We start from the raw sequence: 23,438 nt of genomic DNA on the forward strand, positions 1-23,438 counted from the left end.
GCGCCCAGGCCCAAAGGCCCCATAAAAGCTTTATCAATAAAGCACTGACGCTATTTTCGCTGTTTTAAGAGCCTGTTCATGATCTATTTGGGGCCACGCAGGCATTTTTTCGGGATGGGATGCAAGGCGCGGTGCGCTGCCAATAGCCCCGCTATTGGCGAGCAGCGCAACGCCGCAGACCGCCCGAAAAAATGCCTGCCCTTCGGGTTGGGGTGAAATCGGGCGATTTGGCGCCCCGTTCCCTTGCATGGGCAGTAGCCCATGCGGCGGGATCCGGGCCACCAACTCATCCCGATTGCACCCCAACGTGGCCTCAAATAGATCATGAACAGGCTCTAAGGCATCGCCAAATTCAGCTCCGCGCGCGGTGTCCATTTGGCCTCCGGCGGCACGGCTTTGGCGGCCCCCAGAAAGAGCCTTTCAGGCGGTAAATCGCGCGAAGCCAGGTAGTCTTTCACCGCCACGCCGCGCTGCACGGCGAGCTCGCGCATGGCGTCGTCATTCACTTTAATGTCGGCCAGCAGCAGCTTTTCCATCTCGGGCACGGGCAGGTCTTTGGCCAGGCCGACCAGGTTGCGCGGCTTGGGCATGTCGGCGCGTTTATAGACTTCCTTGAGCAAGGCCGGATATTCGGCCGGGCTGATGCTGACTGCCGCCGTCGCGGTGCCGCCCTCTTTGGCCGTGGCGCGGCGCTTTTCAGCGCGCACCAGGGCGTCGAGCCGCTCGCGTTTGAAACCGTCGCGCTCGGCGTCGACACTGCTGGTGCCCACCACGGTGAGCCGCAGCGATGGCCGGTCAACCAGCGCCTTGGCCACCTTGTCGAGGCCGGCTTTAGCCTCCGGGCCCAGCTCGGCGCTGCCGGCGGCAAAGCCCACGGTGCTGAGTTCTTCCCCGCCGCCGCCCAGCGCATTCGCCAGCAGGCTGAAAGGCGCGGTGATGGCTTTCACGATCACGTTGAGGATGACCTTGACGATGATGGGCCCGAGGCTGAACTGCGGGTCATTGAGCGAACCGCTGATGGGCAGGTCGATGTCGATCACGCCGTTGCGGTCGGCCAGCAGCGCCACCGCCAGCTTGACCGGCAGGCTGGCCGTGGAGCCCTCCACCTTGTCGCCAAAGCTGAGCTGGTTCAGGATGACCTTGTTGGTAGCGGTAAGCCGCCCGTCGGGTTGCACCACATAGCCCACGTCCACGCTGAGCTTGCCGCGGTTGATGCCGTAACCCGAGTACTTGACCGAGTACGGCGACAGCGGCGGCAGCTCAAGGTCGCGCACCTTGCCCTTGATGTCGAGCGCCAGCGGCTTGGCCAGCGGGTTGAGCTTGCCGAGGATTTCCAGCGAAGCCGTGCCTTCGGCGCGCCCGCGCAGCTCGAGGTCGGCCATGTTGGGCACGGTGGCCGTGGTACCCGGCACGGTGGGCGCCACCGATGAAAAAGCACTGAGCTTGCCGGTCAGGTCGCTCAGGTCGGCCGAGTAGTTGGGCTTGACGAAACGGTCGGAGAACAACACCTTGCCGTTGATCAGGCTGATCGGGCCGAAGTTGACGATGGGCGGCGGGGAGCCGCCAGCCGCCGCGGCGGGGGCCGTCGGGCTGACCGGTGCCGCGGACACGAATTTTGAGCCTTTTGGGCCACTGGACCGCAATGGTTGTGCGCCGGAAGCTATCGTTTCAGTAGCAGATGAAGCTTGCGGTGAAGATGACGCCGATGATGGCGAAAGGGCCAGGGTGGCCGTTCCGCCTTCCGCACTGGCGGCCACGGCGTCTTTGCCGGGCTTCACCAGGTTCTGCAAATTGATGCGGCCATCGGGCAGGATGATCACGCGTGCAAAGAAGTCGGTGAGCACGGTTTCCCGCACGTCCACCCGGGTGGCTTTGGCCGGGTCCAGCGCCACATTCAGGCCGCGCAGGTTCAGGGCCTTCCAGGCGAGCAGGTCTTCGCTGGGCGCCAGCGTGTTGGCCCTGAATTCCTCCAGCGACACATCACCGGCCACCTGCGCCTGCGGGCCGGCCGGTGTCTGCCGGTAAGACACACGCCCCTTGAAGCTGGCATCTGCGCGCAGCAGTTCGATGTTGAGTACATCGGCAAGGTAGGGCTCGAAGGCCTGCACCGGCAGCCTGTCGACCACCAGCCGGCCCTGCGCCTGCACCGGACTCAAGCCGAGATTGCCGTTGAAGTCGACCTTGCCGGGTTCAAACCGGCCGGTGGCCAGCCGCAGCGAGGCAGTCAGCGGCATGGGTTTGGCAGCTTGCGCCTTGGCGTCCGGCCTGTCGTCCAGCACCAGTCCGCCCAGCTGGGCTTTGGCGGCGGTCACTTCAAACGCCACCGGCTTGCTACCCGACTGGTCGGAAAACGACATGGCGCCGCCGTCCAGCTGCACATCGGCAATGGCCACGGCCCATGAAGGCGCCGCCGCGCGTGTTGCCGCGTCGGTAGGGGGCGGCGCCGGCGTTGCGGTGCCCGGGCTCGCCATCCAGCGCTGGTACATCCAGCGCTTGTCGGTGTCGCGGTCGACTTTGGCTTTGGGCTGGTCCAGCTGCATTTTGGCGGCCTTGAAGGACTGGCCTGTCACGTCGATGTCAACCTGCGCGAGTTCGACACGCTTGACGGACACCAGCGACACCTTGCCCTGCGCCAGCAGGATGTCGCTGACAGCCAGTTGCGGGGCGGTGACCTGCAACTGCTGCGGCTTGTCACCGCTGGGCGCCTGCCAGTTCACGCCGAGCTGGGCGTCCAGTTGCCCGTTCAGCGCCGGCAGCAGGAACTGGCCGACGTATTTGGCGGCCATGCCCAAGGGCCAGGCGGCCACGGTGGCCGTAGCCTGGGCGGCCTGGTCGGTGGCTGTGCCGCTAAAGGTGAGCAGCGCCGGTGTTGCAATCGCTTGCGCAGTGGATGCCGCAGATGAGGCCGATGTTTTGGCCGGTTGTTTGGCGCCGGTTTTTGCCGGCGCGGGTGCCGGCGCTATGGCTGCTGGCTCCAGTCCCAGCGAACCATTGAACCGCAGGGGCGCGTTAGCCGCAAAAGGCATGGCGATGCCGGAGGCATCGAGCGTCAGCCCAGCCAGGCGGATGTCAGCGGGTGAGGCCAGTGATTCGTCCAGCCAGTTCATACGGCCGGCACGCACCGCCACGCGGGCGATCTGCACTTTCCAGGGGGCGGACGAAGGCGTGGTTTTAGTTGAAGGTGCAGACGCCGGGGCGCCAGCCGAAGCCGCACCGGCAGGTGCCTGGGCTTGAATATCGGAAGAGTTTTGGCCTGTAGCCCTTTCTGGCTGTGCGCCACCAGCTCCTTTTTTAATAGCATCCGGCGCAGGCGACAGCAGATTCAGCCGCCCTGCCCGGTCCCGGGCGAGGGACAACGTGGGGGCCGTGAGCTCCACCGCAGACAGTTTGACGAACTGCTCCAGCGGGCGCACGTCGTCCATCGTGATCTGCAGGCGCTCAAAGGCCAGCAAGTCGGCGCGGGCCGGTGGCTGGGCTTCGCCGTCTGCAGCGCGCTTGCCGGATGCACCGGGTTTTGCAGCCCGCGCCGGCGCCACAGCCGGCGACTGCCCGACCGTTTGCGCAGCCAGCACACGAATCTTTTCCGCCGTCACGGTTCCGGAAATTCGCACCACCGTGGCGGGTGTCTGCTCAAACGCGACTTTGGCGTTGGCATGCAGCACCGCGCTTTGCAGCCTGAAGGGCAGGCTCGCCGGCCAGTAGGCCAGGTAAGGGTTCAGGTCAAAACCGCGCAGCGTGAAGGTGGCGTCGGTTTTGTGGGTCTGGGCAAAGGGCGTGCCTTCGGCAGCGGTGTCAAAGCTGCTGCCATTGAGCTTGAAGGCCAGGTGCGGCGAGGTTTTGACCTCTCGCTGGGATTTGAGGTTGCTCAGGAAAGGCACCGACAGGCCCAGCTCCCGCAGTTCATGGGTCTTGCCGACGGACTGGTCGGTGAAGTCCATGCGCCCGCCGCTGACGACGATGTTGTAGACCGCGAACTTCGGCGGGTCGCCGGCAGGGGCATCTGCGGGTGTTTTGAAGCGCTCCAGGATGTCGTCGATGTCGTAACGGCCCTCACCTTGATGGGTAAGAAACGCGATGGGTTCGTCCACCTGAACAGCGTCGGCCACTGGGGCGAGGCGAAGCAGGGACTCCAGCTCTGCATCTATATATAGGCGCTTGACGGAAAACTGGGGCGTTGCCTGGGGAGAAGCTGCCGAAGCGCCACCCACAGGGCCGGCACGGGCGATGGCCAGGTCGCGAAGAGTCAGTTCGAGCGACCAGGGCTTGAAGTCGACCTCGCCCACAGTGACCTGCCGGCCCAGCTTTTCAGAGGCGATCTTCTCCAGTTGCGATTTGAGGATGGGCGGCACGGCCGCATAGGCCACCACCCACAACACCACCAAGCTGCCCACCGCCCAGGCCGCGCGACGCTGCCAGAGCGGCGACCGGCCCACAGCGGCCGCCCGTGCCGGCAGGGTTTTGCCGATTTCCCGCCAATTGGTCTCGCGCCAGTTGAATTCCTGCCATTTTTTCTTCAAATCTTTGATTGCCATAGCCGTCGAGTTTTTAGCGCCGGGGCCGCCAGGTCAATGATTTATTTGAAAAAGACGGTCAACCGAAGGGCATTGAAGCCTGTGAAAAGCGGCGCCTCCAAAGAAAAAACCCCGGGCAGTTAGACCGACCGGGGTTGACGGCGGGCGTTTATGCTCATGCCGTCGGGTTTCCGCAAAGAAGAGAGTTATCGTCTCCAGTGCGATGAAAGCAAGTGATTGCTTCCAGATTTTCCGGGGTTGGTTACCCGGTTGATGCGTGAGTGAACACGCAATTGCAGGTTAAACCCCTGCCGTCCCGCAAGCAAGACCATCTTTTCAATCACAGCGCAGGATGTGATTGCCGCTGCCTTTTTGTGTGCTCCCAGGCAACCCAGGCCGGCCGCAGGCGCCGATCCGGCGACTACATGCAACATGGAAAACGGCCTACAACCGCAGCCGCGAAAGGCTGATCGCGCTTTTTAGAGGCAAAACTTAACTTAGAGCTCCATCTCAAATAAAGCCCGTAAACACCTTGATTCAGGCCGGTTTTGCCGGAAATCAAGGTTTTTATTTGACTTTTTGATATAAAGAATTGATTTGTTATTATTGACAGGTTATTAACCAACCCCATAGAATCCCGCCAGTCCCACGAATCCTAGGGACAACCCGAACCCGCTGCCCTATTCCTCAAAGAAGCCGGCAACGTCAAACAAGGGTCAACACCCACAAGGCTTGCCTTGGTTTGATGGCGACCCAATCAAAGCCTGCCTGGCCCCCAAAGGGCCTGCAAGCGTAGAAAGGAGTGCTATGACAGCGCTAGGACAATTCGGCCTTAACCTGAATGTCAACGCACACATCAAGAATGTGCGAAGCAGTGTTTCAAACATTGTTGATGACATCTCCCAAGGCTTTTTCGAGATTACCCACAACAGCTTCGCCCTTCTGGGCCTGGCGGTCGTGTTTGCGGTGATCACCCTGACAGCCCGGCCCGACTTGCGTCAGGCCGGTGAATTCAAGCTCATGACCTGGCTGCAGCAGCGCCAGGAGGCTGCCATCGGTTTTACCGAGCCGGCCGCCATTGAGCGCGCCACGGCGTCCAACCCGAAAGACCTGCCCGCCCAACAGGCGGCAGTGGCCTATTGGCTGAGCAAGAAGTACGGCGTCGCGCCCGAGCCGCTGAGTGTGCTGGTGGCCGAGGCCTTCGAGATCGGCCAGAAAGCCAAGCTCGACCCCACCCTGATCCTGGCCATCATGGCGATCGAGTCCGGTTTCAACCCGTTTGCGCAAAGCCCGGTCGGCGCCCAGGGCCTGATGCAGGTCATGACCAAGGTGCACCACGACAAGTACGACAACTTCGGCGGCAAGCTGGCGGCGTTTGACCCGGTGACCAACCTGCGCGTAGGCGTCAAGGTGCTGCAGGAATGCATCGCCCGCGCCGGCTCTGTCGAGGGCGGCCTCAAATACTATGTGGGCGCAGCCAACATGGACGACGACGGCGGGTACGCCGGCAAGGTGATGGGCGAACATGCCCGCCTGCTGGCCGTGGTGGCGTCTGCCTCCAAGCGCGGTGCGCCCTCGCCTTTCTTCACCACACCCGGTGGCACGTCGCGCCCGGTACCGGCCTCCCTGCCGGCCACACCCGAAGCTGATGGCAAGACGCCTGACAAGGTGGCGCTGCTGAACCAGTCCTGATTCGGCCGCATTGTGGGGGCCTTTTCACCCCATGCACTGCCAAAAAGCCGGGCCGCTGCCAGCGCCCCGGCTTTTTGCTTTTCGGGCTGCAGGTGAAGAACCCCGGAGGCGGCAGGTTTTAGGCGCGCTCAGTTACACTAGCGAGGTGCGCGACTGGCGATAGGCTCAAGGTTTTCGCAACCATTGGAGCTGACGTGGGACACCACTGGGAAGCGCACCGCTGAAAGCCGTTGGGCCGAAGCGTTCAGCCGTTCGCCTGGGCAGCCCTTGTTTCATTCATTGAATAGCAGGGACCACGTCTTTAAGGACTGCCATGTACCACCGCAACATCCTGGTCGAACAAACCGATCCCGAAATCTTCGCCGCCATCCAGGCTGAAAACGCCCGGCAAGAACACCACATCGAGCTGATCGCCAGCGAAAACTACGCCTCGCCCGCCGTCATGGCCGCGCAGGGCTCGCAGCTCACCAACAAATACGCCGAAGGCTACCCCGGCCGCCGCTACTACGGTGGCTGCGAGCACGTGGACGTGGCCGAGCAGCTGGCCATCGACCGCATCAAAACCATCTTCGGCGCCGAGGCCGCCAACGTGCAGCCGCATTGCGGTGCTTCAGCCAATGAGGCCGTGTTTCTGGCTTTCCTCAAGCCCGGCGACACCATCATGGGCATGAGCCTGGCCGAAGGCGGCCATCTGACGCACGGCATGGCCCTGAATATGAGCGGCAAGTGGTTCAACGTCGTCTCTTACGGCCTCAACGACAAGGAAGAGATCGACTACGACGCAATGGAGCGCAAGGCTCACGAGACCAAGCCCAAGCTGATCATCGCGGGCGCGTCGGCTTACAGCCTGCGCATCGACTTCGAGCGCTTCGCCAAGGTGGCCAAGGCCGTCGGCGCGATCTTCATGGTCGACATCGCCCACTACGCCGGCCTGGTGGCCGCAGGCGTGTACCCCAACCCGGTGCCGCATGCCGACATCGTGACGTCGACCACACACAAGAGCCTGCGCGGCCCGCGCGGCGGCATCATCCTGATGAAGGCCGAGCACGAAAAAGCCATCAACAGCGCCATCTTCCCAGGCCTGCAGGGCGGCCCGCTGATGCACGTGATCGCAGCCAAGGCCGTGGCCTTCAAGGAAGCCATGGCGCCCGAGTTCAAGGCTTACCAGCAGCAGGTCGTGAAAAACGCGCAGATCGTGGCCGACACCCTGACGCAGCGCGGCCTGCGTATCGTCAGCGGCCGTACTGAAAGCCACGTCATGCTGGTCGACCTGCGCGCCAAGGGCATCACCGGCAAGGAAGCCGAAGCCGTGCTGGGCAGCGCCCACATGACGATCAACAAGAACGCCATCCCGAACGACCCGGAAAAGCCGATGGTCACCAGCGGCGTGCGCATCGGCACCCCGGCCATGACGACCCGCGGCTTCAAGGACGAAGAAGCCCGCATCACGGCCAACCTGATCGCCGACGTGCTGGACAACCCGCGCGACGCGGCCAACATTGAAGCGGTCCGTGCCAAGGTCCACGCCCTGACCAGCCGTTTCCCGGTCTACCGCTAATCATGACGGGCAGCGCGGACACTATGATTTTGATAGCTACCCGCGCATGTCCTGATTGGGCTGGAGGCCGATTTATGCCTTCAAACCCGGACCAACCCTGATGAAATGCCCTTTTTGCGGCCACCTTGAAACCCAGGTCGTAGAGACGCGGGTGGGTGAAGACGCCGAGTTCATACGCCGCCGCCGCCAGTGCGGCGCGTGTGAAAAGCGCTTCACAACCTATGAGCGGCCCGATGTCACCTTCCCGTCCATCGTCAAGAAGGACGGCAGGCGCATCGAGTACAAGCGCAGCAAAGTCCTGGCGTCCCTGAACCTGGCGCTGCGCAAGCGGCCCGTCAGCACCGAGCAGGTCGACTCGGCGGTTGAACGTATCGAGGAAAAGCTCCTGAGCCTGGGGCTGCGGGAAGTGCCGTCCAACCGTATCGGCGAGCTCGTCATGCGTGAACTCCGCAAGCTCGACAAGGTCGCCTATGTCCGCTTTGCGAGCGTCTACCGCAGCTTTGAGGATATTGACGAGTTCAAGACGCTGGTGGACGAGGTCCGGCGGTAGAAATCGCTCGCGGCGCAGAAAAGCGTCCTGTCCGCTACCAGATTAGTGGTAGCCAGAGTCCGACAGCCGGAGCCTCGCGCGACAAACCCGGTTCCTATACTCACGACATGCGAATGACCGTGTGCTCAACATCCTTACGCCGCCCAGCCAAAGCGGCCCCGCGCGCTTGCAACGCAGGCTTCACCATCATCGAAATCATGGTGACAGTTGCTGTTTTAGCCATGATTTTGGCCATAGGGCTGCCTAATTTGAGGCAGTTTGTGGTGCGAAACCAGGCTGGCGCCATCGCAGCCGAATTTACCAATGACATATCGCGTGCGCGGGTTGAGGCGATCAGCAGAAATAACTGCGTCACCATCTGCATGTCAACCAATACGTCAAACGCATTGACCGGCGGTACCCCCACGTGTGCAACCGCAGGGAGCAACTGGCAGACTGGCTGGATAGTTTTTTCCAACCCCAGCTGTAGTGCTACCCAAAACAACCCGACAACAGTCGGTTCAAGCCTGATTTCCGTGCGCCAGACCGGCAACGAAAGCTTTGAGCTGGCCTCTAGCGGATCGGATCGGCGCATGACCTTTGACTCGCGAGGGCTCGCTGCGGGTATTCAATCCAACTTCACGCTTGCCTATATCCTGGAAAACACCAGCAGTCCGCACTACCGGTCTATTTGTATCAGTTCTGCAGGTCGAGTGAGCGTTAAACAATATGCGGGAGTCAGTGCATGTCCATAAGTCGCCAGCGAGGTGCAGGCCTGATCGAGGCCTTGATCGCCATGCTTATCCTTTCCATCGGTGTGCTGGGCATGGTTGGCATGCAGACAGCCTCTCTCAAATTTGAACAAACCGGATGGGTGCGGTCAGCACTGTCGTCCAGCATCAGCGGCTTTGCGGACCGCATCAGGGCAAATGCCAGTGCGGTCGAGACTGATTACAGCTTCTCCCGGACCTATGCCGCCGAACGTGCATCCATTGATGGAACCCCAACCTACCTGAACCCGGCCAAAGATTGCAACACTGCAACCTGTACCCCGACCGAGCTGGCGGCCTATGACCTCGCTGTCTGGCGTCTTGACCTGAACAGCCAGCTGCCGGGCGCGGTGGGCATCGTGACGTCGACCGGAACCAAGGGCACCAACCTGCGCTTTCTGGTGACAGTGGCCTGGTATAGCAAGGACAACCTGGATGGCACGACTCTGCGTTCCCCCGATTCGTGCACAGCCACTACAACAGGCATCGCGTCGCGAAACTGCTGCCCCGCAGCGCTGGGCACCTCTACCGCCCTGGCCGGCGTGCAATGCGCCAATCTAGAGATGATTCCATGAAAACACTTCACACCGGAAGGGCGCAAGCGCGCTACCGCCAGCGCGGTTTGACACTGATCGAACTGCTGGTCAGTCTGGTCATCAGCCTGGTGCTCGCCCTCGCGGCAGCGGCGGCCTACCTGGGGACTCGCGCAACCGCCACTGCTTCCGCCAATATGGCGATGCTGAACGAGACCGGCAAGCTTGCGCTGGACATGGTTGGCCGGGACCTTCAGATGGCGGGCTTCTATCCCGCGATCATGGCCACCACCTCCGCGGCGCCCAACTTGTTGGGCAAGTTCAGCAACACCAAAAACTCAACGGCTCCAGCCTACGAGCAAGGGTTGTTTGGATGTGATGGCGCGGTATTCAACCCGACCACCAGGACTTGCGGTACCACTGTAGCCAACGCACCAGACTCGGTCGTTATCAACTATTTCGCCATGCCCGAGCTGGACGCGAGCACTTTTGGAAATGGGTTTGACTGCCTCAGGCAAGCAGTTTCACTTGACCCGAACAATGCAGGCCAGATCACCGCAGGACTGCCGCGCTACGTGTCCAACCGCTTTGGCCTGGTCGCCACCAGCTATACGGCCCAAGGGGTCGGCAGTACCACCCGAACAGTGAACACCAAAAGCCTGGGATGCAACGGCAATGGGAAAAACCCGGAAGACACTGTTTATCAACCGATTTTTGAAGGCATTGAAGACATGGTGATCCGGTATGGCGTGGCTGCCGGGGTAACCAGCCTGTCTCCTGAGACCTACCATACCGCTGCCGAAGTGACCGCATTGCCCAAGGTCGGAGATTTGACCTCGTGGCAACGCGTCACTGCGGTCAGGGTGTGTTTGCTGACCCGCACGCAGGAAAATTCACGCACCCAGGACAAGGCCGGCTCCTTGCGCAGCTATGCCAATTGCCGGGGTGCCAACGTCACCTATACGGCCTCGGACCGCACTATCTACAAAAAGTACGAGCGCGTGTTTGCCATTCGCAACAACTTGACAGGTATCTACTAATGCGAGCCGGCATACCAATCACCGCCCCACGCCTCGAAAGAGGAGTGTCCCTGCCTGTGGTCTTGATGTTCCTGCTGGTCATCACGATTCTCAGCACCATCGGCATGCGGCGCGCAACCACCGGTGAAACGCTCTCGAGAAATCAACTCGACTATGAAGTCGCCCGCCAGGCAACAGAAGCCGCACTGCGCGACGCAGAACGGGACTTGCGTTCGCTTGTACCCACGGTACTCCCCAATGCCCTGTGCGCGCGCAACGACGACAGGCCCGTAGGAGGAGCAACCAGGGCGCCGAACTTCGACAATACCTGCCCCAGAGGGCAATGCCGGTTCGAACGGACGTATTACGACACGAGCAACTACACCACCGTCACCAACCCTGAACCCTGGTGGCCGACCATCAACGGGAAAAAAGGACTCTGGGAGGGGCCACCTGCTTCGCCCAGTGCCAAACCGAGCGATGCGTTAGGTGTCGGCACCAATTGCACCTTTACCGGCGCAGTACCTCTGGGCACCTTTACCGGGGTCCCGAGATTCGCCGGCGTCGCACGGCAGCCTGAATACCTGATTGAGTACCTCGCCGCAGGCAACGACAAAGTCATGCGCATTACGGCCCGTGGTTTCGGTGCAGATCTCAATACTGAAGTTGTGATGCAGACTTATTTTCGCCCCTACATGAAGTGAGAAAATCCATGAAAAAAATCATTACTATTGCCGGATTTTTACTTGCAGCGCTCACTTCGCAAGGCGTGGCATTCGCGCAGGCACTGACTCCGGCCATCCCGCCAAACATCGTGACCTCGACCCCGAGGCCCATGATCATGCTGAACATGTCGAAAGACCATCAGCTTTTTTACCGGGCGTATGACGAGTTCTCGGATCTTGACGGCGACGGAATCCCCGAAACCACCTACAAGCACAGCTTCAATTACTACGGGTATTTCGACTCCTATAAATGCTATAGCTACAGCGGCACGACAAACCGCTTTGCGCCCGTCAGCACCAACACGGACAAATATTGCACGGGCAACTGGAGCGGCAACTTCCTGAACTGGGCCACCATGACCCGCATGGACGTGGTGCGCAAGGTGCTGTACGGCGGCTTGCGTTCCACCGACACCAATGCACTGACCATTCTGGAGCGTACCAGCCTGCCGACAGATGCCCATTCATTCGCCAAGTATTACAAGGGCGACGACCTGGATCAGCTTACGCCTTTTACGGCCAGCCAGCTTGCGGCTTCGAGCGTCATCAGCAACGACAACACCAATAACGCGCGGCGCCTTATCGAGTTTGCGTTCAATTCCAATAAGGCTCACAAGAACGGTCCCGGCACCGCGCCAGCGGCAGCCATTGCCACCACTTGCCAAACTCTTGTTGAAACTTACTATGGCGGTGCAACCAATGCCCCCCCTCAGTACAACTGTGTGACGCATTCCGTCGCCCAGGCCACCACATTCAATGTCGAGGTCGGCGACCAGATCAGGGCGGTGTACACGACCACGCCAGCCCAATACATGGAAGGTGTCGCGGTGGCCGTAGACCCTGCCTGGATCACCATGGTGATCACGCCAACGGGTTATGTCGGTGCGACCGCTGGAACACCTACGCTGACCATCAAGCAATGGACCATCCAGAACCTGACCCAGACTTCTGCCACCATCTGCAATACCACGCTGGGTGACAACCTGACCGCCAACTCGCCGTTCAATACCAACACGGCAGGCAACGGCGATTCCCACACCAATGCCAACCCGCCCTTGATGCGGATCGCCAAGGGCGACTACCAGCTCTGGAATGCCAATGAGCGGTGGCAGTGCCATTGGAGTGGAGAAAAAAGTGCCTCCAACGGTAACAACGTAGGCGTCACCGGATTGGGATCCGGCTCCAGCAATCCCACAAAGAGCACGGCGGGAGTCATCATTGGCACCACTGGCCCTGACTTTATCGTGCGGGTCGAGGTTTGCGCATCGGCGCTGCTGGGTACCGAAAATTGCAGGCAATATCCGTCCGCCAATTTCAAGCCAATCGGCTTGCTGCATGAGTACGGTGAAGGCAACCTTGCCGAATTCGGACTGATGACCGGCTCCTTTGCCAAAAATATCAGCGGCGGTGTCCTTCGAAGTAATTTGCAGACATTTCGCAATGAAGTGAACTACACCACCGATGGCACGTACACCGCCACGCAGGGCATTGTTTACACCATCAACAAGTTGCGCGTTTATGGGTATCGCTATAGCGACGGTACCTATATCGGGGACGGCAACTGTACTTTCCAGCTGACATCACTGACGGACAACCAGTGCACCAGCTGGGGCAATCCCATGGGTGAGATGTTCACCGAAGCGCTTCGCTATCTTGGTGGATTGTCGGCAAGCGGTACTTATGACTACACACAAACAGGCTCAAAAGATGCCGCCATGGGGCTGCCAAAGCCTGCCTGGATTGACCCGGTGAACCGGGCCAACGCCGCCGCCAAGACAGCTGCCGATGCCATTTTCGGCCAGGGCCAGTGCCGCGCCATCAATGCCATCAACTTCAATGCCAGCGTGACGTCTTATGACAACAACACGAGCACCCAGTGGAGTCCTTTCGCCACATTGCCGGGCAGCCCAAGCCTGGTCAACATGATCAATGTGATTGGTACGGATGAAGGGATTCATGGCAACAAGTTTTTCATCGGGAACAATGGCACCACAAACGATGGAACCTGTACCGGCAAGACAATTTCCACGCTGGCAGCAGTAGACGGTCTGTGTCCTGACGCCCCAACGTATGCCGGCTCGTATGCGCTGTCTGGTGCGGCCTATTGGGCCAGAACCAACGCCGTGCGAACACCGACTGCCGCGCAGCTGGTTGCCAATCCGGATGCATTCAAGGTCAAAAGCTTCTCGGTCGCGCTGTCGCCCGGAAAACCCCGCATTGAAATTCCGCACCCCACCATTGCGGGTCGCAAAATCATCATCCAACCGTCCTATCAATTGCTTGTGGGTGGCGCTGTTGGCGGTGGCACCCTGGTGGACTTCCGGGTGGTCGGTACCCCCACAGCTACATCCGGAAAGTTCCTGATCATCTGGGAAGACTCCGAGCAGGGTGGTGACTACGACAGCGATGCGTCCGGCATCCTGCGCTACGAAGTCGTGGGCAACAAGGTCTACGTCTACACCCGGGTTTTTAATGCTGCGTCACTGAACCCCCAGGGTTTTGGATACACCATATCGGGCAGCACCAAAGACGGCGCGCACTTCCATTCCGGCATCTATACCTACAACTTCACAGACAGCACCACGCTGACAGTGAAGAAGGCGGATGGTACCGTGCACCCCAACATCAATACATCGGGCGGCTGCAACAACTGCGAAGTGAACCAGGAAGAAAGCCGGGCTGAATACGATTTTGGAACAGCGACGGCAGCACAGTTGCAAGATCCGCTCTGGCTTGCCGCGAAATGGGGCGGATTCAGTAAAAATGAAAACGTTACCGTACCGCCATCAGTCCCGAAAATTTACTTCGAAAAACCCACCACCGACAAGGCCAACTGGGATGTGAAGAAGCTGGATGGCACGTCTGGCGCAGATGGCTTCCCCGACAACTATTTCCTGGCGATTCGCCCAAGCGAGCTGGAAAAAGCCTTGCGCGCCGCCTTCAGTGCCATCGTGGGAGCCTCCAACACCGCCCCTGCTGTCGCTTCTGCCCAGATCCAGACCGGCAGCCTGAAATACCTGGCCAGCTTTGACGGCGATGATGGTCATGGAGAATTGCTGACATTCATCGTCAAGCCGGACGGTGACTTTGATATTCGCCTCAAGAGTGACGGCACACTGGACCGGACGTACTATTACTGGGACGGCCATACCAAATTGACGGCATCCACCACTCGCCAGGTCATTACCAATGTCGGGAACTCAACCGGCACGCCGTTTACCTGGGCTGCACTGTCGAATGCCGTCAAAACCACCGCAGTGGGCGGTACCGATGCAACGGCCCAAGCCAAGCTCAACTGGCTGCGGGGCAGCCGGGTTGACGAAGCCCCGACAGGCCTCAGGTTCCGCAAACGCAACGCCAATTCCATCATGGGCCCCGTCGTCAACTCCAACCCCGTGGTGACGTCCAAGCCCAATGCAGACTACTTCGGCACTGTCTTTCCGGGCTACGGTACGTTTGTCACGGCGCAAAAAGACCGCAAAAACATTGTCTGGCTTGGCGCAGGTGACGGCATGTTGCACGGTTTCGACGCTTCCACTGTTGCATCAGTAGGCGGTACACCCATCATTTCGTACGTGCCACAACTTATTCATTCCCGCCTGCAAGATTGGGTGGACCCTGCCGGCGAAAAAGTTCAGTCATTTATGGATGGAACGCCCTACTCCGCAGATGTATTGCTGGGATCCACGATCACCAATGCGACAGCGCCGGGCTATGACGCACTGGCCCCTGCGGCTGCGTGGAAAACCTATCTGTTTGCGTCTTTGGGACGCGGCGCCAAAGGCGTGTTTGCTCTTGATGTCACGGATCCCACTACATTGACGGAAACGAATGCAGCGAACGTCTTCAAATGGCAGTTCTCCGAGGCAGACGACAGCAGCGGCGACCTCGGGTACAACCTGGCGCAAATGGGCACCACGAATCGTTCAAGTGAACAAGCCGGCGCTGTTGCCAAAATGAACAATGGCAAATTTGCCACGATTGTTCCGAACGGCATCAACAGCACCAACGGATCGGCGGCGCTCTATATCCTGTTTGCAAATGGCCCGTATAGCGGTGTCTGGACGCCCGGCGTGAATTACGTCAAGCTGGTGGCTGCCGCGGGGCCCAGCAATGGATTGTCGCAAGCCACCTGGGTGGACACGAACAATGACGGAGTCGCGGACGTCATCTATGCGGGCGACCTCAAGGGCAACCTGTGGAAGTTCGACGTTTCGAGCCCTAATCCAGCGCTCTGGAAGGTTGCTTATGCCAATACGGATGGCACCAACAAACGGCCGCTGTTCATCGCCAAGCCCACGGACGCATCGGTTGACCGCCTGCCCATCACGTCTGCCCCAGAGTATCGGTTCCATCCATTGGGTGGTGTGGTGGTGAACTTCGCCACCGGCAAATCCGTCGTCAGCTCCGACTTCCCCGACGGTAGCGGCCGCGTTCACGGGATTTTTGGCATCTGGGACAAACCCCTCTATTCCAGCGCTGCCTACATTGCCGACCCTACATTGCTCGACAACACGACGACCGGCCTTCCCCGCCTGCGGACGCAGCTGGCAGCCCGCACATTCGTACGCATTACTGTGGATGACGCGGACCCCACCAATGGCATTCTGGGCCAAGGTTATGTGACTGGCGCAGCCATGGACTGGACAAACAACAAGGGCTGGTACATCAATTTGCCGGACACCTCGGAAATGGTGGTGAGTAACCCGACCATGAGCCAGGGCCTGCTGGCTACTGTGTCTATCGCACCGGCGGCCACGAGCAGCAACATCTGCTTTAGTGGACCGGCTGCCTACATTACCTTTGTAGACCCCATCACCGGCCTGTTGAACACGGGACTCTTTGGCACCATCACGATTGGTGGAGTCACCTATAACACCGCATCCATCAAAATCACCGATCAGCGAGTCACTGTATCCGGGGATGCAACCACTTCCCAGTGCGCGTCGGGCCAGCTCAATTGCACACGTATTATTGGTGACACCACCGATGAAGGCGGTAGCTCAAACAATACAAATGCGCGAATTTACTGGCGCGAGATCCCCTCCTTCAAGACCAGGTAAATCCTATGAAAATTCTTTCTCACGAAACTACAAGGGAAAATCGATTGTTCGGCATTGCCCATCGAAGCAGAGGCTTCACGCTGATTGAGCTGATGATCGTGGTCGCCATCATTGGCCTCTTGAGCGCTGTCGCACTTCCGAGCTACAAGGAATACGTGGCAAGAGGACGCAGGGCTGAAGTCCGGACTGTGCTCCTTGAAGCATCGCAATGGATGGAGCGCCACTACACGGAAAACATGAAATACGACAGCAATACCGCAGGTACCCTCGTGGCCGATTTGTTTCCGGGAAATTTGAAGCAATCACCTCGTGATGGCGGCGGTGCCTACACCATCGCTGTATCTGCCGCGGCGGCAAGAACTTATACCGTCACCGCGACACGCAGCTCACCCGGTCCGATGTCTGCCGATAAATGCGGCGACTTCCAGATTACGAATACGGGGGTGAAAAGCAACGTTAATTATTCAGGGTATTCATCTGCTCTGGATGCCGCCACTTCTTGCTGGAAATGATGCGCCCAGCCATGCCAACCGGTGAAACATAAGACGGGAAGAGGCCTATCTCAACGGACGTGCTGGGTTCTTGCGGCCATCGTTTCACTGCTCATGCACGGTGGCTTGCTGTTATTGGTATCGCAATCTATCGAAAAGCCCAGAAAAACCTCGGCAGCGATAAGCCCGGTTAAGCGAAACATGGTCGCCCGGGTGATATCCGGGCCCGGCAACGCTGTTCAGGCGGAGCCGACCGAACCCACACCCGAGAACTCCGCCGCAACAAGCAAACCATCGCCTGTTGAAGGTGTGGTCACGCCCAGCCAGGTGCTTTCCTCCACGAGCCCGAGAAAACCGGGTATGTCTGACCTTCGCTTTTTTGACATTGAAGAGGTAGATCAACCTGCCCTTCCGATGCTCGACTGGAATTTCCCTGAGAAAATTGCAGCAAGCCTGAAACTGCGTCGTCTGGTCATAGAAATATGGATTGCAGAAGATGGCCGTTTGCTGGATATGAACATCATTTCTTCGAGACCGGAAATCAGCCGGAGCCAGCAGGCCCAGATCATAGAGTCCCTTATGCAAACGAAAATGAACCCCGCGACAAGACAAGGGAATATAGTCGCCAGTCGAAGGGTTCTCGAGATGGGCTTTGCCTCCGAGTCAAACCCCTGATCCTCCAGTTCCCCTCCCAAAATCTGAGCCGTTAGAAAATCCATGAACCTTTTGATGCTGCAGACCTTGCGGGTGTCCAAAGAAGCCCTGTACCTCAGCGCTCCAAACCCTCGCGTTGGTTGCATCTTGGCAGATTCAAGTGGGAACAATATTCTGGGAACGGGACATACCCAGCAGGCAGGCGGCCCCCACGCCGAAATCATGGCCCTGCGCGATGCAGCGAATAAAGGCCACTCGGTCAAAGGCGCCACCGCCTATGTCACCCTCGAGCCCTGCTCTCACCACGGGCGAACAGGCCCCTGCTGCGATGCGCTGGTTGCTGCCGGCATCAAAAAGGTGGTTGCATCGATAGCGGACCCCAATCCTCTGGTGGCCGGCCAGGGATTTGAGCGCCTGCGGGCCGCTGGCGTCGAAGTGGAGGTCGGGCCGGGCGCCGGGGAGTCCAGGGAACTGAATATCGGCTTTTTTAGCCGGATGGTCCGCAAAACCCCCTGGGTCCGCCTGAAAGTTGCCGCCTCACTGGACGGCACCACAGCGCTGGCCAACGGCCAGAGCCAGTGGATCACCTCGCCTGAGGCGCGGACCGATGGCCATGCGTGGCGGGCCCGGGCCTCCGCAGTGCTGACGGGCATCGGGACCCTGCTTGAAGACGACCCGCAGCTGGACGTCCGGCTGGTGGAAACGCCGGTGCAACCCTGCCGCGTGATTGTCGACAGCCTGCTGCAAACACCGCCTGGCGCCAAAATATTCCGGTCGGGCGGCCCGGTGTGGATTTATACCGCCACCCGGAGCTCACCCCAGGAAGCCGCGCTGGTCGCCAAGGGCGCGACGGTCACCTGCCTGCCCGACGCCCGGGGAAAAGTGGACCTGGCGGCCATGATGAAAGACCTGGCGCAGCGCGAAATCAACGAACTGCACGTCGAAGCCGGCAGCAAGCTCAATGCATCCCTGATCCGCAGCGGGCTGGTGGATGAATTTCTGGTTTACCTGGCGCCCAGGCTGCTGGGGCCGGGCCAGGGCATGGCTGCCCTGGAACCCTTGCAAACACTCGCCAACGGGCTCGAACTGCAGTTTGTGTCTGCCGAAAGGATTGGGCCCGACCTGCGTATCGTCGCCCGTGTGGCGGGTCGGGACGCTTTTTAGCGCGATGGTGGGCACCGGCCTGCCCGGTGAACGCAGACGAAACATCGCCCGGTCGCTATAAAAATAATAGCTGCTTGCGCTCGTCAATATTGGGCTACAGCCATTTTCCTTTGAATAAAGACGGCTAAACCGGCCCGCGAATCCCGCGCAAGCCCTGTGAATCACGGCTGAACGCCCTCTTTTCCGGGCCTTTGGCGCCGTCCGCGCCGCCGCACCCGGAATCCCTGCGAAAATGGCACCATGTTTACCGGAATCATTACCGGCTTGGGGCGCATCGTCGCCATCCAAAGCCTGGGCAGCTCTTCAGACCACGGCAAGCGCCTCACCATCGAGACGCCTGCGGGTTACCTTGATGACGTGGGCCTGGGCGACAGCATCGCCCTCAACGGCGCCTGCATGACGGCCACAACGCTGGACCTTCCCCTCAACCGCTTCACCATCGACATTTCCGCCGAATCCCTGGCCAAAACCACCGGGCTGGCGGAAACCGGCCCCATCAACCTCGAAAAAGCCCTCCGTGCGCATGACCGCCTCGGCGGCCACATCGTTTCCGGCCATGTAGACGGCATCGGCAGCGTGACGCATTTCGCCCAGGTGGGCGAAAGCTGGGAGCTGCGCATTCGCACCCCGCGCGAGCTGGGCAAGTACCTGGCCTACAAGGGCTCCATCACCGTCAACGGCGTGAGCCTGACCGTCAACCGCGTCACCGACCTGGCCGACGATGCGGGCGGCACGGAAATCAGCATCAACCTCATTCCCCACACCGTGCAGAACACCGCGCTGGGCCGGTTGGCTGCAGGCTCCGACGTCAACCTCGAGATCGACCTGATCGCACGCTACGTCGAGCGCATGCTGGGCGACACCCATAACAACATCCCCAAAAAGCCCTGAACCATGACCACTGCCATTTCCCCTGTTGAAGACATCGTTGCCGACATGCGTGCCGGCCGCATGGTCATCCTGATCGACGAGGAAGACCGTGAAAACGAAGGTGACCTGGTGCTGGCGGCGGACCACGTCACTGCTGAAGCCATCAACTTCATGGCGCGCTTCGGCCGCGGTCTGATCTGCCTGACCCTGACCCGCGAGCGCTGCGAGCTGCTGCAGCTGCCGCCCATGGCCACACGCAACGGCACCAAGCATTCCACCGCCTTCACCGTGTCCATTGAGGCCGCCGAAGGCGTGACCACCGGCATTTCAGCCGCCGACCGCGCCCGCACCGTGCAGGCCGCGGTGGCCAAAGACGCCAGGGTCAGCGACCTGGTGCAGCCCGGCCACATCTTTCCGTTGCAGGCTGTCGACGGCGGTGTGCTGATGCGCGCCGGCCACACCGAAGCCGGTTGCGATCTGGCCGGCATGGCCGGCTGCTCACCGGCCGCCGTCATTTGCGAAATCATGAAAGACGACGGCACCATGGCCCGGCTGCCGGATCTGTTGCTGTTTGCGGCGCAGCATGGCCTGAAAATCGGCACCATCGCCGACCTGATCGAACACCGCAGCCGTAACGATTCGCTGGTGGAAAAAATCGGCAGCCGCACACTGCAGACCGCCTTTGGCGAATTCACCGCCCATGCCTTCCGGGACAAACCCAGCCAAAGCCTGCACCTGGCCCTGGTCAAGGGTGCGTGGTCTGCCGACGATGTCGTGTCCGCGCGGGTGCATGAGCCTCTGTCGGTGCTGGACGTTCTTGAAACAGGCCGCTCCATGCATTCGTGGAGTCTCGACCAGAGTCTCAAACACATCGCAGAACAAGGCAGGGGCGTTGCCGTGCTGCTCAATTGCGGTGAAAGCGCGGCGCAATTGCTCGCCCAGTTTGAAGGCACCGCGCGCGCCAGCCAGGCACCCGAACGCGGCCGCATGGACTTGCGAACCTACGGTGTGGGCGCACAGATTTTGCGTGAATGCGGCGTGCACCGGATGAACCTCATGGGTAACCCGCGCCGCATGCCGAGCATGACGGGTTACGGCCTTGAGATCGTGGGCTACACCACCAAAGACTAGTCACTTCGTTCAACAAAAATCAATCAAAGGGATACACCGTGTTTGGAGCAGAAAAAGGTTCAGGCGACAAGCTTGACGGCAAAAAACTTTCCATTGGCATCGTGCAGGCGCGCTTCAATGAAAGCATTACCAATGCGCTCGCAGAAGCCTGCAAACACGAGCTGTCCGCGCTGGGTGTGCAAGAGGACAACATCAAACACGTCAAGGTGCCCGGCGCACTGGAAGTCCCTGTTGCATTGCAGGCCTTGGCCGAAAGCAACAAATACGACGCGTTGATCGCCCTCGGTTGCATCATTCGCGGTGAGACCTACCATTTCGAACTGGTGGCCAATGAGAGCGGCGCCGCCGTCACGCGCCTGGCGCTTGACTACCAGTTGCCTATTGCCAATGCCATACTCACGACGGAAAACGTCGCACAGGCTGAAGCCCGGCAGGTCGACAAAGGGCGCGACGCCGCCCGCGTTGCCGTCGAAATGGCCAACCTGATCAATGAAATTGCCTGAGCGCCTGCTCCTGCATCCCTTAACCTGACTGGCACTTCATGGCAGACCCCATCACCAAACCCAAACGCCCGCCCCAAACCCGCACCGGCCTGACCGACACCGGCGTCAAAAAGGCGGCGGACAAATCCGCCCGCACGCGCGCACGCGAGTTCGCACTGCAGGCGCTCTACCAGCACCTGGTAGGCCGAAACGAAGCGGATTCGATTGACGCGTTTACCCGAGACCTCGTGGGTTTTCACAAAGCCGACTCCGCCCACTACGATGCGCTTTTGCATGGCTGCATCGAAGGCGCGGCAACGCTCGATGCAAACATCACGCCCCTGCTGGACCGGCCCATGGCCGAAATATCGCCGGTGGAGCATGCTGTGCTGTGGATAGGCGCCTATGAGTTCACCCACTGCCTCGATGTACCCTGGCGTGTCGTGATCAACGAGTGCATCGAGCTTGCCAAAGCCTTTGGCGGCACCGACGGCCACAAGTACGTCAACGGGGTCCTGAACAAAATGGCGCCCTCGCTGCGCGCCGCTGAAGTCGCTGCCGACAAATCCCGATAGGGGCTCGCCCCGTGAAAGGCCAGCCTTGAAAATCGCCCAGCGGGCTCAGCGGATTGAGCCCTTCTATGTCATGGAGGTTGCCAAAGCGGCCTCTGCGCTGGCGCAGGAATTTGCGCACAGCGCATCGCCCATGATCTTCCTGAACATCGGCGAGCCCGACTTCACGGCGCCGCCTTTGGTGCAACAGGCCGCAGCCCGCGCCATCGAGCGCGGCACCACGCAATACACCCAGGCCACCGGCTTGCCGGCCCTGCGAGAACGCATCAGCGGCTGGTATGCCTCCCGCTTCGGGGCGCAGGTGGCGCCCAACCGCATCATCATCACCGCGGGCGCCTCCGCTGCCTTGCAACTGGCCTGCCTGGCCCTGATTGAGGCGGGGGACGAAATCCTGATGCCCGACCCGAGCTACCCCTGCAACCGGCATTTCGTCAGTGCGGCAGAAGGCAATGCGGTGCTGGTCCCCACCACCGCCGAAGAACGCTTTCAGCTGACCCGCGAAAAGGTGGAAGCGGCATGGAACTCCAAAACACGCGGCGTGCTGCTGGCTTCCCCGTCCAATCCCACGGGCACCTCGATTGCACCGGAAGAGCTGCAGCGCATCCACGAATTTGTGCACAGCCGCGGCGGCATCACGCTGATCGATGAAATCTACCTGGGCCTGAGCTACGAAGAGCACTTCGGCCATTCGGCGCTGGCCATGCCCGGCGAGCTGGGCCACAGCGTGATCAGCATCAACAGCTTCAGCAAATACTTCAACATGACCGGCTGGCGCCTGGGCTGGCTGGTGGTGCCCGAAGCGCTGGCGCCGGTGATCGAGCGCATCGCACAAAACCTCTTTATCTGCGCCAGCACCGTGGCCCAGCATGCCGCCCTGGCCTGCTTCGAGCCGGAGAGCCTGCAAGAGTACGAACGCCGCCGCGCCGAATTCAAGGCGCGCCGCGACTACTTCATCCCCGAGCTCAACCGCCTGGGGCTCACGGTTCCGGTGATGCCGGACGGCGCGTTTTATGCCTACGCCGATTGCACTGCCGCGGCCGCCCGCCTGGGTGTCAGCGGCAGCTGGGACTTCGCCTTCGAGCTCATGAAGCGTGCCCATCTGGCCGTCACGCCGGGCCGTGACTTCGGACATGCGGCACCTGAACAATTCGTACGGTTTTCCACGGCCAACTCCATGGATCAATTGAAGGAAGCTGTGGCCCGGCTCAAGGCGGTGCTGGCATGAAGCCGGCTGCGCGCGTTTTTAGTTGGCCGGTAAGGGTGTATTGGGAAGACACCGACGCTGGCGGCATTGTTTTTTACGCGAACTACCTGAAATTTTTTGAACGTTCACGCACCGAATGGCTCAGATCACTCGGTGTTGAACAACAGCGCCTGAGGGAAAGTACCGGTGGCATATTTGTGGTGGCAGAAACCAGCATCCGCTACCATCGCCCTGCCCGCCTGGACGATGAACTCATTGTTACGGCAAGCCTGGTAGAAGCAGGCCGCGCGTCCATGATAATCGGGCAGCAGGTGCTATTAAAAACAGAGCAAAAAACAGAGCAGGAAGAGGGACAACCACCCATCTTGCTCTGTGAAGGAAGTATCAGGATCGGCTGGGTCGACGCCGCCAGCCTGCAGCCCAGGCGGCGGATTCCTGCTGCCATTCTTGACAGCCTAAAAACTTGAGCA

18 protein-coding genes and 1 riboswitch are annotated in these 23,438 nt (G+C 60.3%); of the genes, 17 read left to right on the top strand and 1 reads right to left on the bottom strand.

The window, feature by feature from the left end; all coding sequences use genetic code 11:
* Window positions 1-335: 335 nt before the first annotated feature.
* Window positions 336-4,532, bottom strand: coding sequence for a DUF748 domain-containing protein (locus AC1DVV_RS10190; RefSeq protein WP_477701955.1), 4,197 nt, complete (start codon window positions 4,530-4,532; stop codon window positions 336-338).
* Window positions 4,533-5,318: 786 nt separating this feature from the next.
* Between AC1DVV_RS10190 and AC1DVV_RS10195 the strand changes: the two genes are divergently transcribed.
* From AC1DVV_RS10195 to AC1DVV_RS10275, 17 genes are all read left to right on the top strand, one after another.
* Window positions 5,319-6,203, top strand: a complete 885-nt coding sequence (locus AC1DVV_RS10195; RefSeq protein ID WP_477701956.1) for a lytic transglycosylase domain-containing protein — start codon at window positions 5,319-5,321, stop codon at window positions 6,201-6,203.
* Window positions 6,204-6,342: 139 nt separating this feature from the next.
* A riboswitch (ZMP/ZTP riboswitch) is annotated at window positions 6,343-6,472 on the top strand.
* Window positions 6,473-6,516: 44 nt separating this feature from the next.
* A complete protein-coding gene (gene glyA / locus AC1DVV_RS10200; protein ID WP_477665717.1) occupies window positions 6,517-7,761 on the top strand; it encodes a serine hydroxymethyltransferase in 1,245 nt (414 codons plus the stop codon).
* A 100-nt stretch (window positions 7,762-7,861) separates the two neighbouring features.
* Complete coding sequence (gene nrdR / locus AC1DVV_RS10205; protein ID WP_457280253.1) at window positions 7,862-8,311, top strand: transcriptional regulator NrdR; 450 nt, start codon at window positions 7,862-7,864, stop codon at window positions 8,309-8,311.
* A 197-nt stretch (window positions 8,312-8,508) separates the two neighbouring features.
* Window positions 8,509-9,045, top strand: coding sequence for a GspH/FimT family pseudopilin (locus tag AC1DVV_RS10210; RefSeq protein WP_477701960.1), 537 nt, complete (start codon window positions 8,509-8,511; stop codon window positions 9,043-9,045).
* Window positions 9,036-9,635: a type IV pilus modification protein PilV gene (pilV, locus tag AC1DVV_RS10215; RefSeq protein ID WP_457280251.1), complete on the top strand. Its 600-nt coding sequence runs from the start codon at window positions 9,036-9,038 to the stop codon at window positions 9,633-9,635. Before AC1DVV_RS10210 ends, pilV begins: the two co-directional genes overlap by 10 nt.
* A complete protein-coding gene (locus AC1DVV_RS10220; RefSeq protein WP_457280250.1) occupies window positions 9,632-10,633 on the top strand; it encodes a PilW family protein in 1,002 nt (333 codons plus the stop codon). The genes pilV and AC1DVV_RS10220 overlap by 4 nt, the downstream gene beginning before the upstream one ends.
* The gene (locus AC1DVV_RS10225) at window positions 10,633-11,316 is read left to right on the top strand and encodes a pilus assembly PilX family protein (protein ID WP_477665716.1); all 684 of its coding nucleotides are present in this window, start codon (window positions 10,633-10,635) and stop codon (window positions 11,314-11,316) included. Before AC1DVV_RS10220 ends, AC1DVV_RS10225 begins: the two co-directional genes overlap by 1 nt.
* A gap of 8 nt (window positions 11,317-11,324) precedes the next feature.
* A complete protein-coding gene (locus AC1DVV_RS10230) occupies window positions 11,325-16,400 on the top strand; it encodes a pilus assembly protein (protein ID WP_477665715.1) in 5,076 nt (1,691 codons plus the stop codon).
* Window positions 16,401-16,405: 5 nt separating this feature from the next.
* The gene (locus tag AC1DVV_RS10235) at window positions 16,406-16,912 is read left to right on the top strand and encodes a type IV pilin protein (RefSeq protein WP_457280247.1); all 507 of its coding nucleotides are present in this window, start codon (window positions 16,406-16,408) and stop codon (window positions 16,910-16,912) included.
* Window positions 16,913-17,005: 93 nt separating this feature from the next.
* The gene (locus tag AC1DVV_RS10240) at window positions 17,006-17,566 is read left to right on the top strand and encodes a hypothetical protein (RefSeq protein ID WP_477707187.1); all 561 of its coding nucleotides are present in this window, start codon (window positions 17,006-17,008) and stop codon (window positions 17,564-17,566) included.
* 42 nt (window positions 17,567-17,608) lie between these two features.
* Window positions 17,609-18,709 carry a bifunctional diaminohydroxyphosphoribosylaminopyrimidine deaminase/5-amino-6-(5-phosphoribosylamino)uracil reductase RibD gene (ribD, locus tag AC1DVV_RS10245; RefSeq protein ID WP_477665713.1) on the top strand — a complete coding sequence of 367 codons (1,101 nt, stop codon included), beginning with the start codon at window positions 17,609-17,611 and terminating at the stop codon, window positions 18,707-18,709.
* 240 nt (window positions 18,710-18,949) lie between these two features.
* The gene (locus AC1DVV_RS10250; RefSeq protein ID WP_477701756.1) at window positions 18,950-19,600 is read left to right on the top strand and encodes a riboflavin synthase; all 651 of its coding nucleotides are present in this window, start codon (window positions 18,950-18,952) and stop codon (window positions 19,598-19,600) included.
* Window positions 19,601-19,603: 3 nt separating this feature from the next.
* Window positions 19,604-20,710: a bifunctional 3,4-dihydroxy-2-butanone-4-phosphate synthase/GTP cyclohydrolase II gene (ribBA, locus tag AC1DVV_RS10255; protein WP_477665711.1), complete on the top strand. Its 1,107-nt coding sequence runs from the start codon at window positions 19,604-19,606 to the stop codon at window positions 20,708-20,710.
* A gap of 38 nt (window positions 20,711-20,748) precedes the next feature.
* Window positions 20,749-21,213 (top strand): 6,7-dimethyl-8-ribityllumazine synthase, encoded by a 465-nt coding sequence (ribH, locus tag AC1DVV_RS10260; RefSeq protein WP_457280242.1) that lies wholly within the window; start codon window positions 20,749-20,751, stop codon window positions 21,211-21,213.
* Window positions 21,214-21,251: 38 nt separating this feature from the next.
* Window positions 21,252-21,767 carry a transcription antitermination factor NusB gene (gene nusB, locus AC1DVV_RS10265; RefSeq protein WP_457280241.1) on the top strand — a complete coding sequence of 172 codons (516 nt, stop codon included), beginning with the start codon at window positions 21,252-21,254 and terminating at the stop codon, window positions 21,765-21,767.
* Window positions 21,768-21,792: 25 nt separating this feature from the next.
* Entirely contained in the window at window positions 21,793-22,989 is a 1,197-nt protein-coding gene (locus AC1DVV_RS10270) for a pyridoxal phosphate-dependent aminotransferase (protein ID WP_477689328.1), read from the top strand.
* Window positions 22,986-23,435 carry a tol-pal system-associated acyl-CoA thioesterase gene (locus tag AC1DVV_RS10275; RefSeq protein ID WP_477701757.1) on the top strand — a complete coding sequence of 150 codons (450 nt, stop codon included), beginning with the start codon at window positions 22,986-22,988 and terminating at the stop codon, window positions 23,433-23,435. Before AC1DVV_RS10270 ends, AC1DVV_RS10275 begins: the two co-directional genes overlap by 4 nt.
* The last annotated feature ends 3 nt before the right edge of the window (window positions 23,436-23,438 follow it).

The organism is Polaromonas sp. P3_B4, from assembly GCF_056402835.1.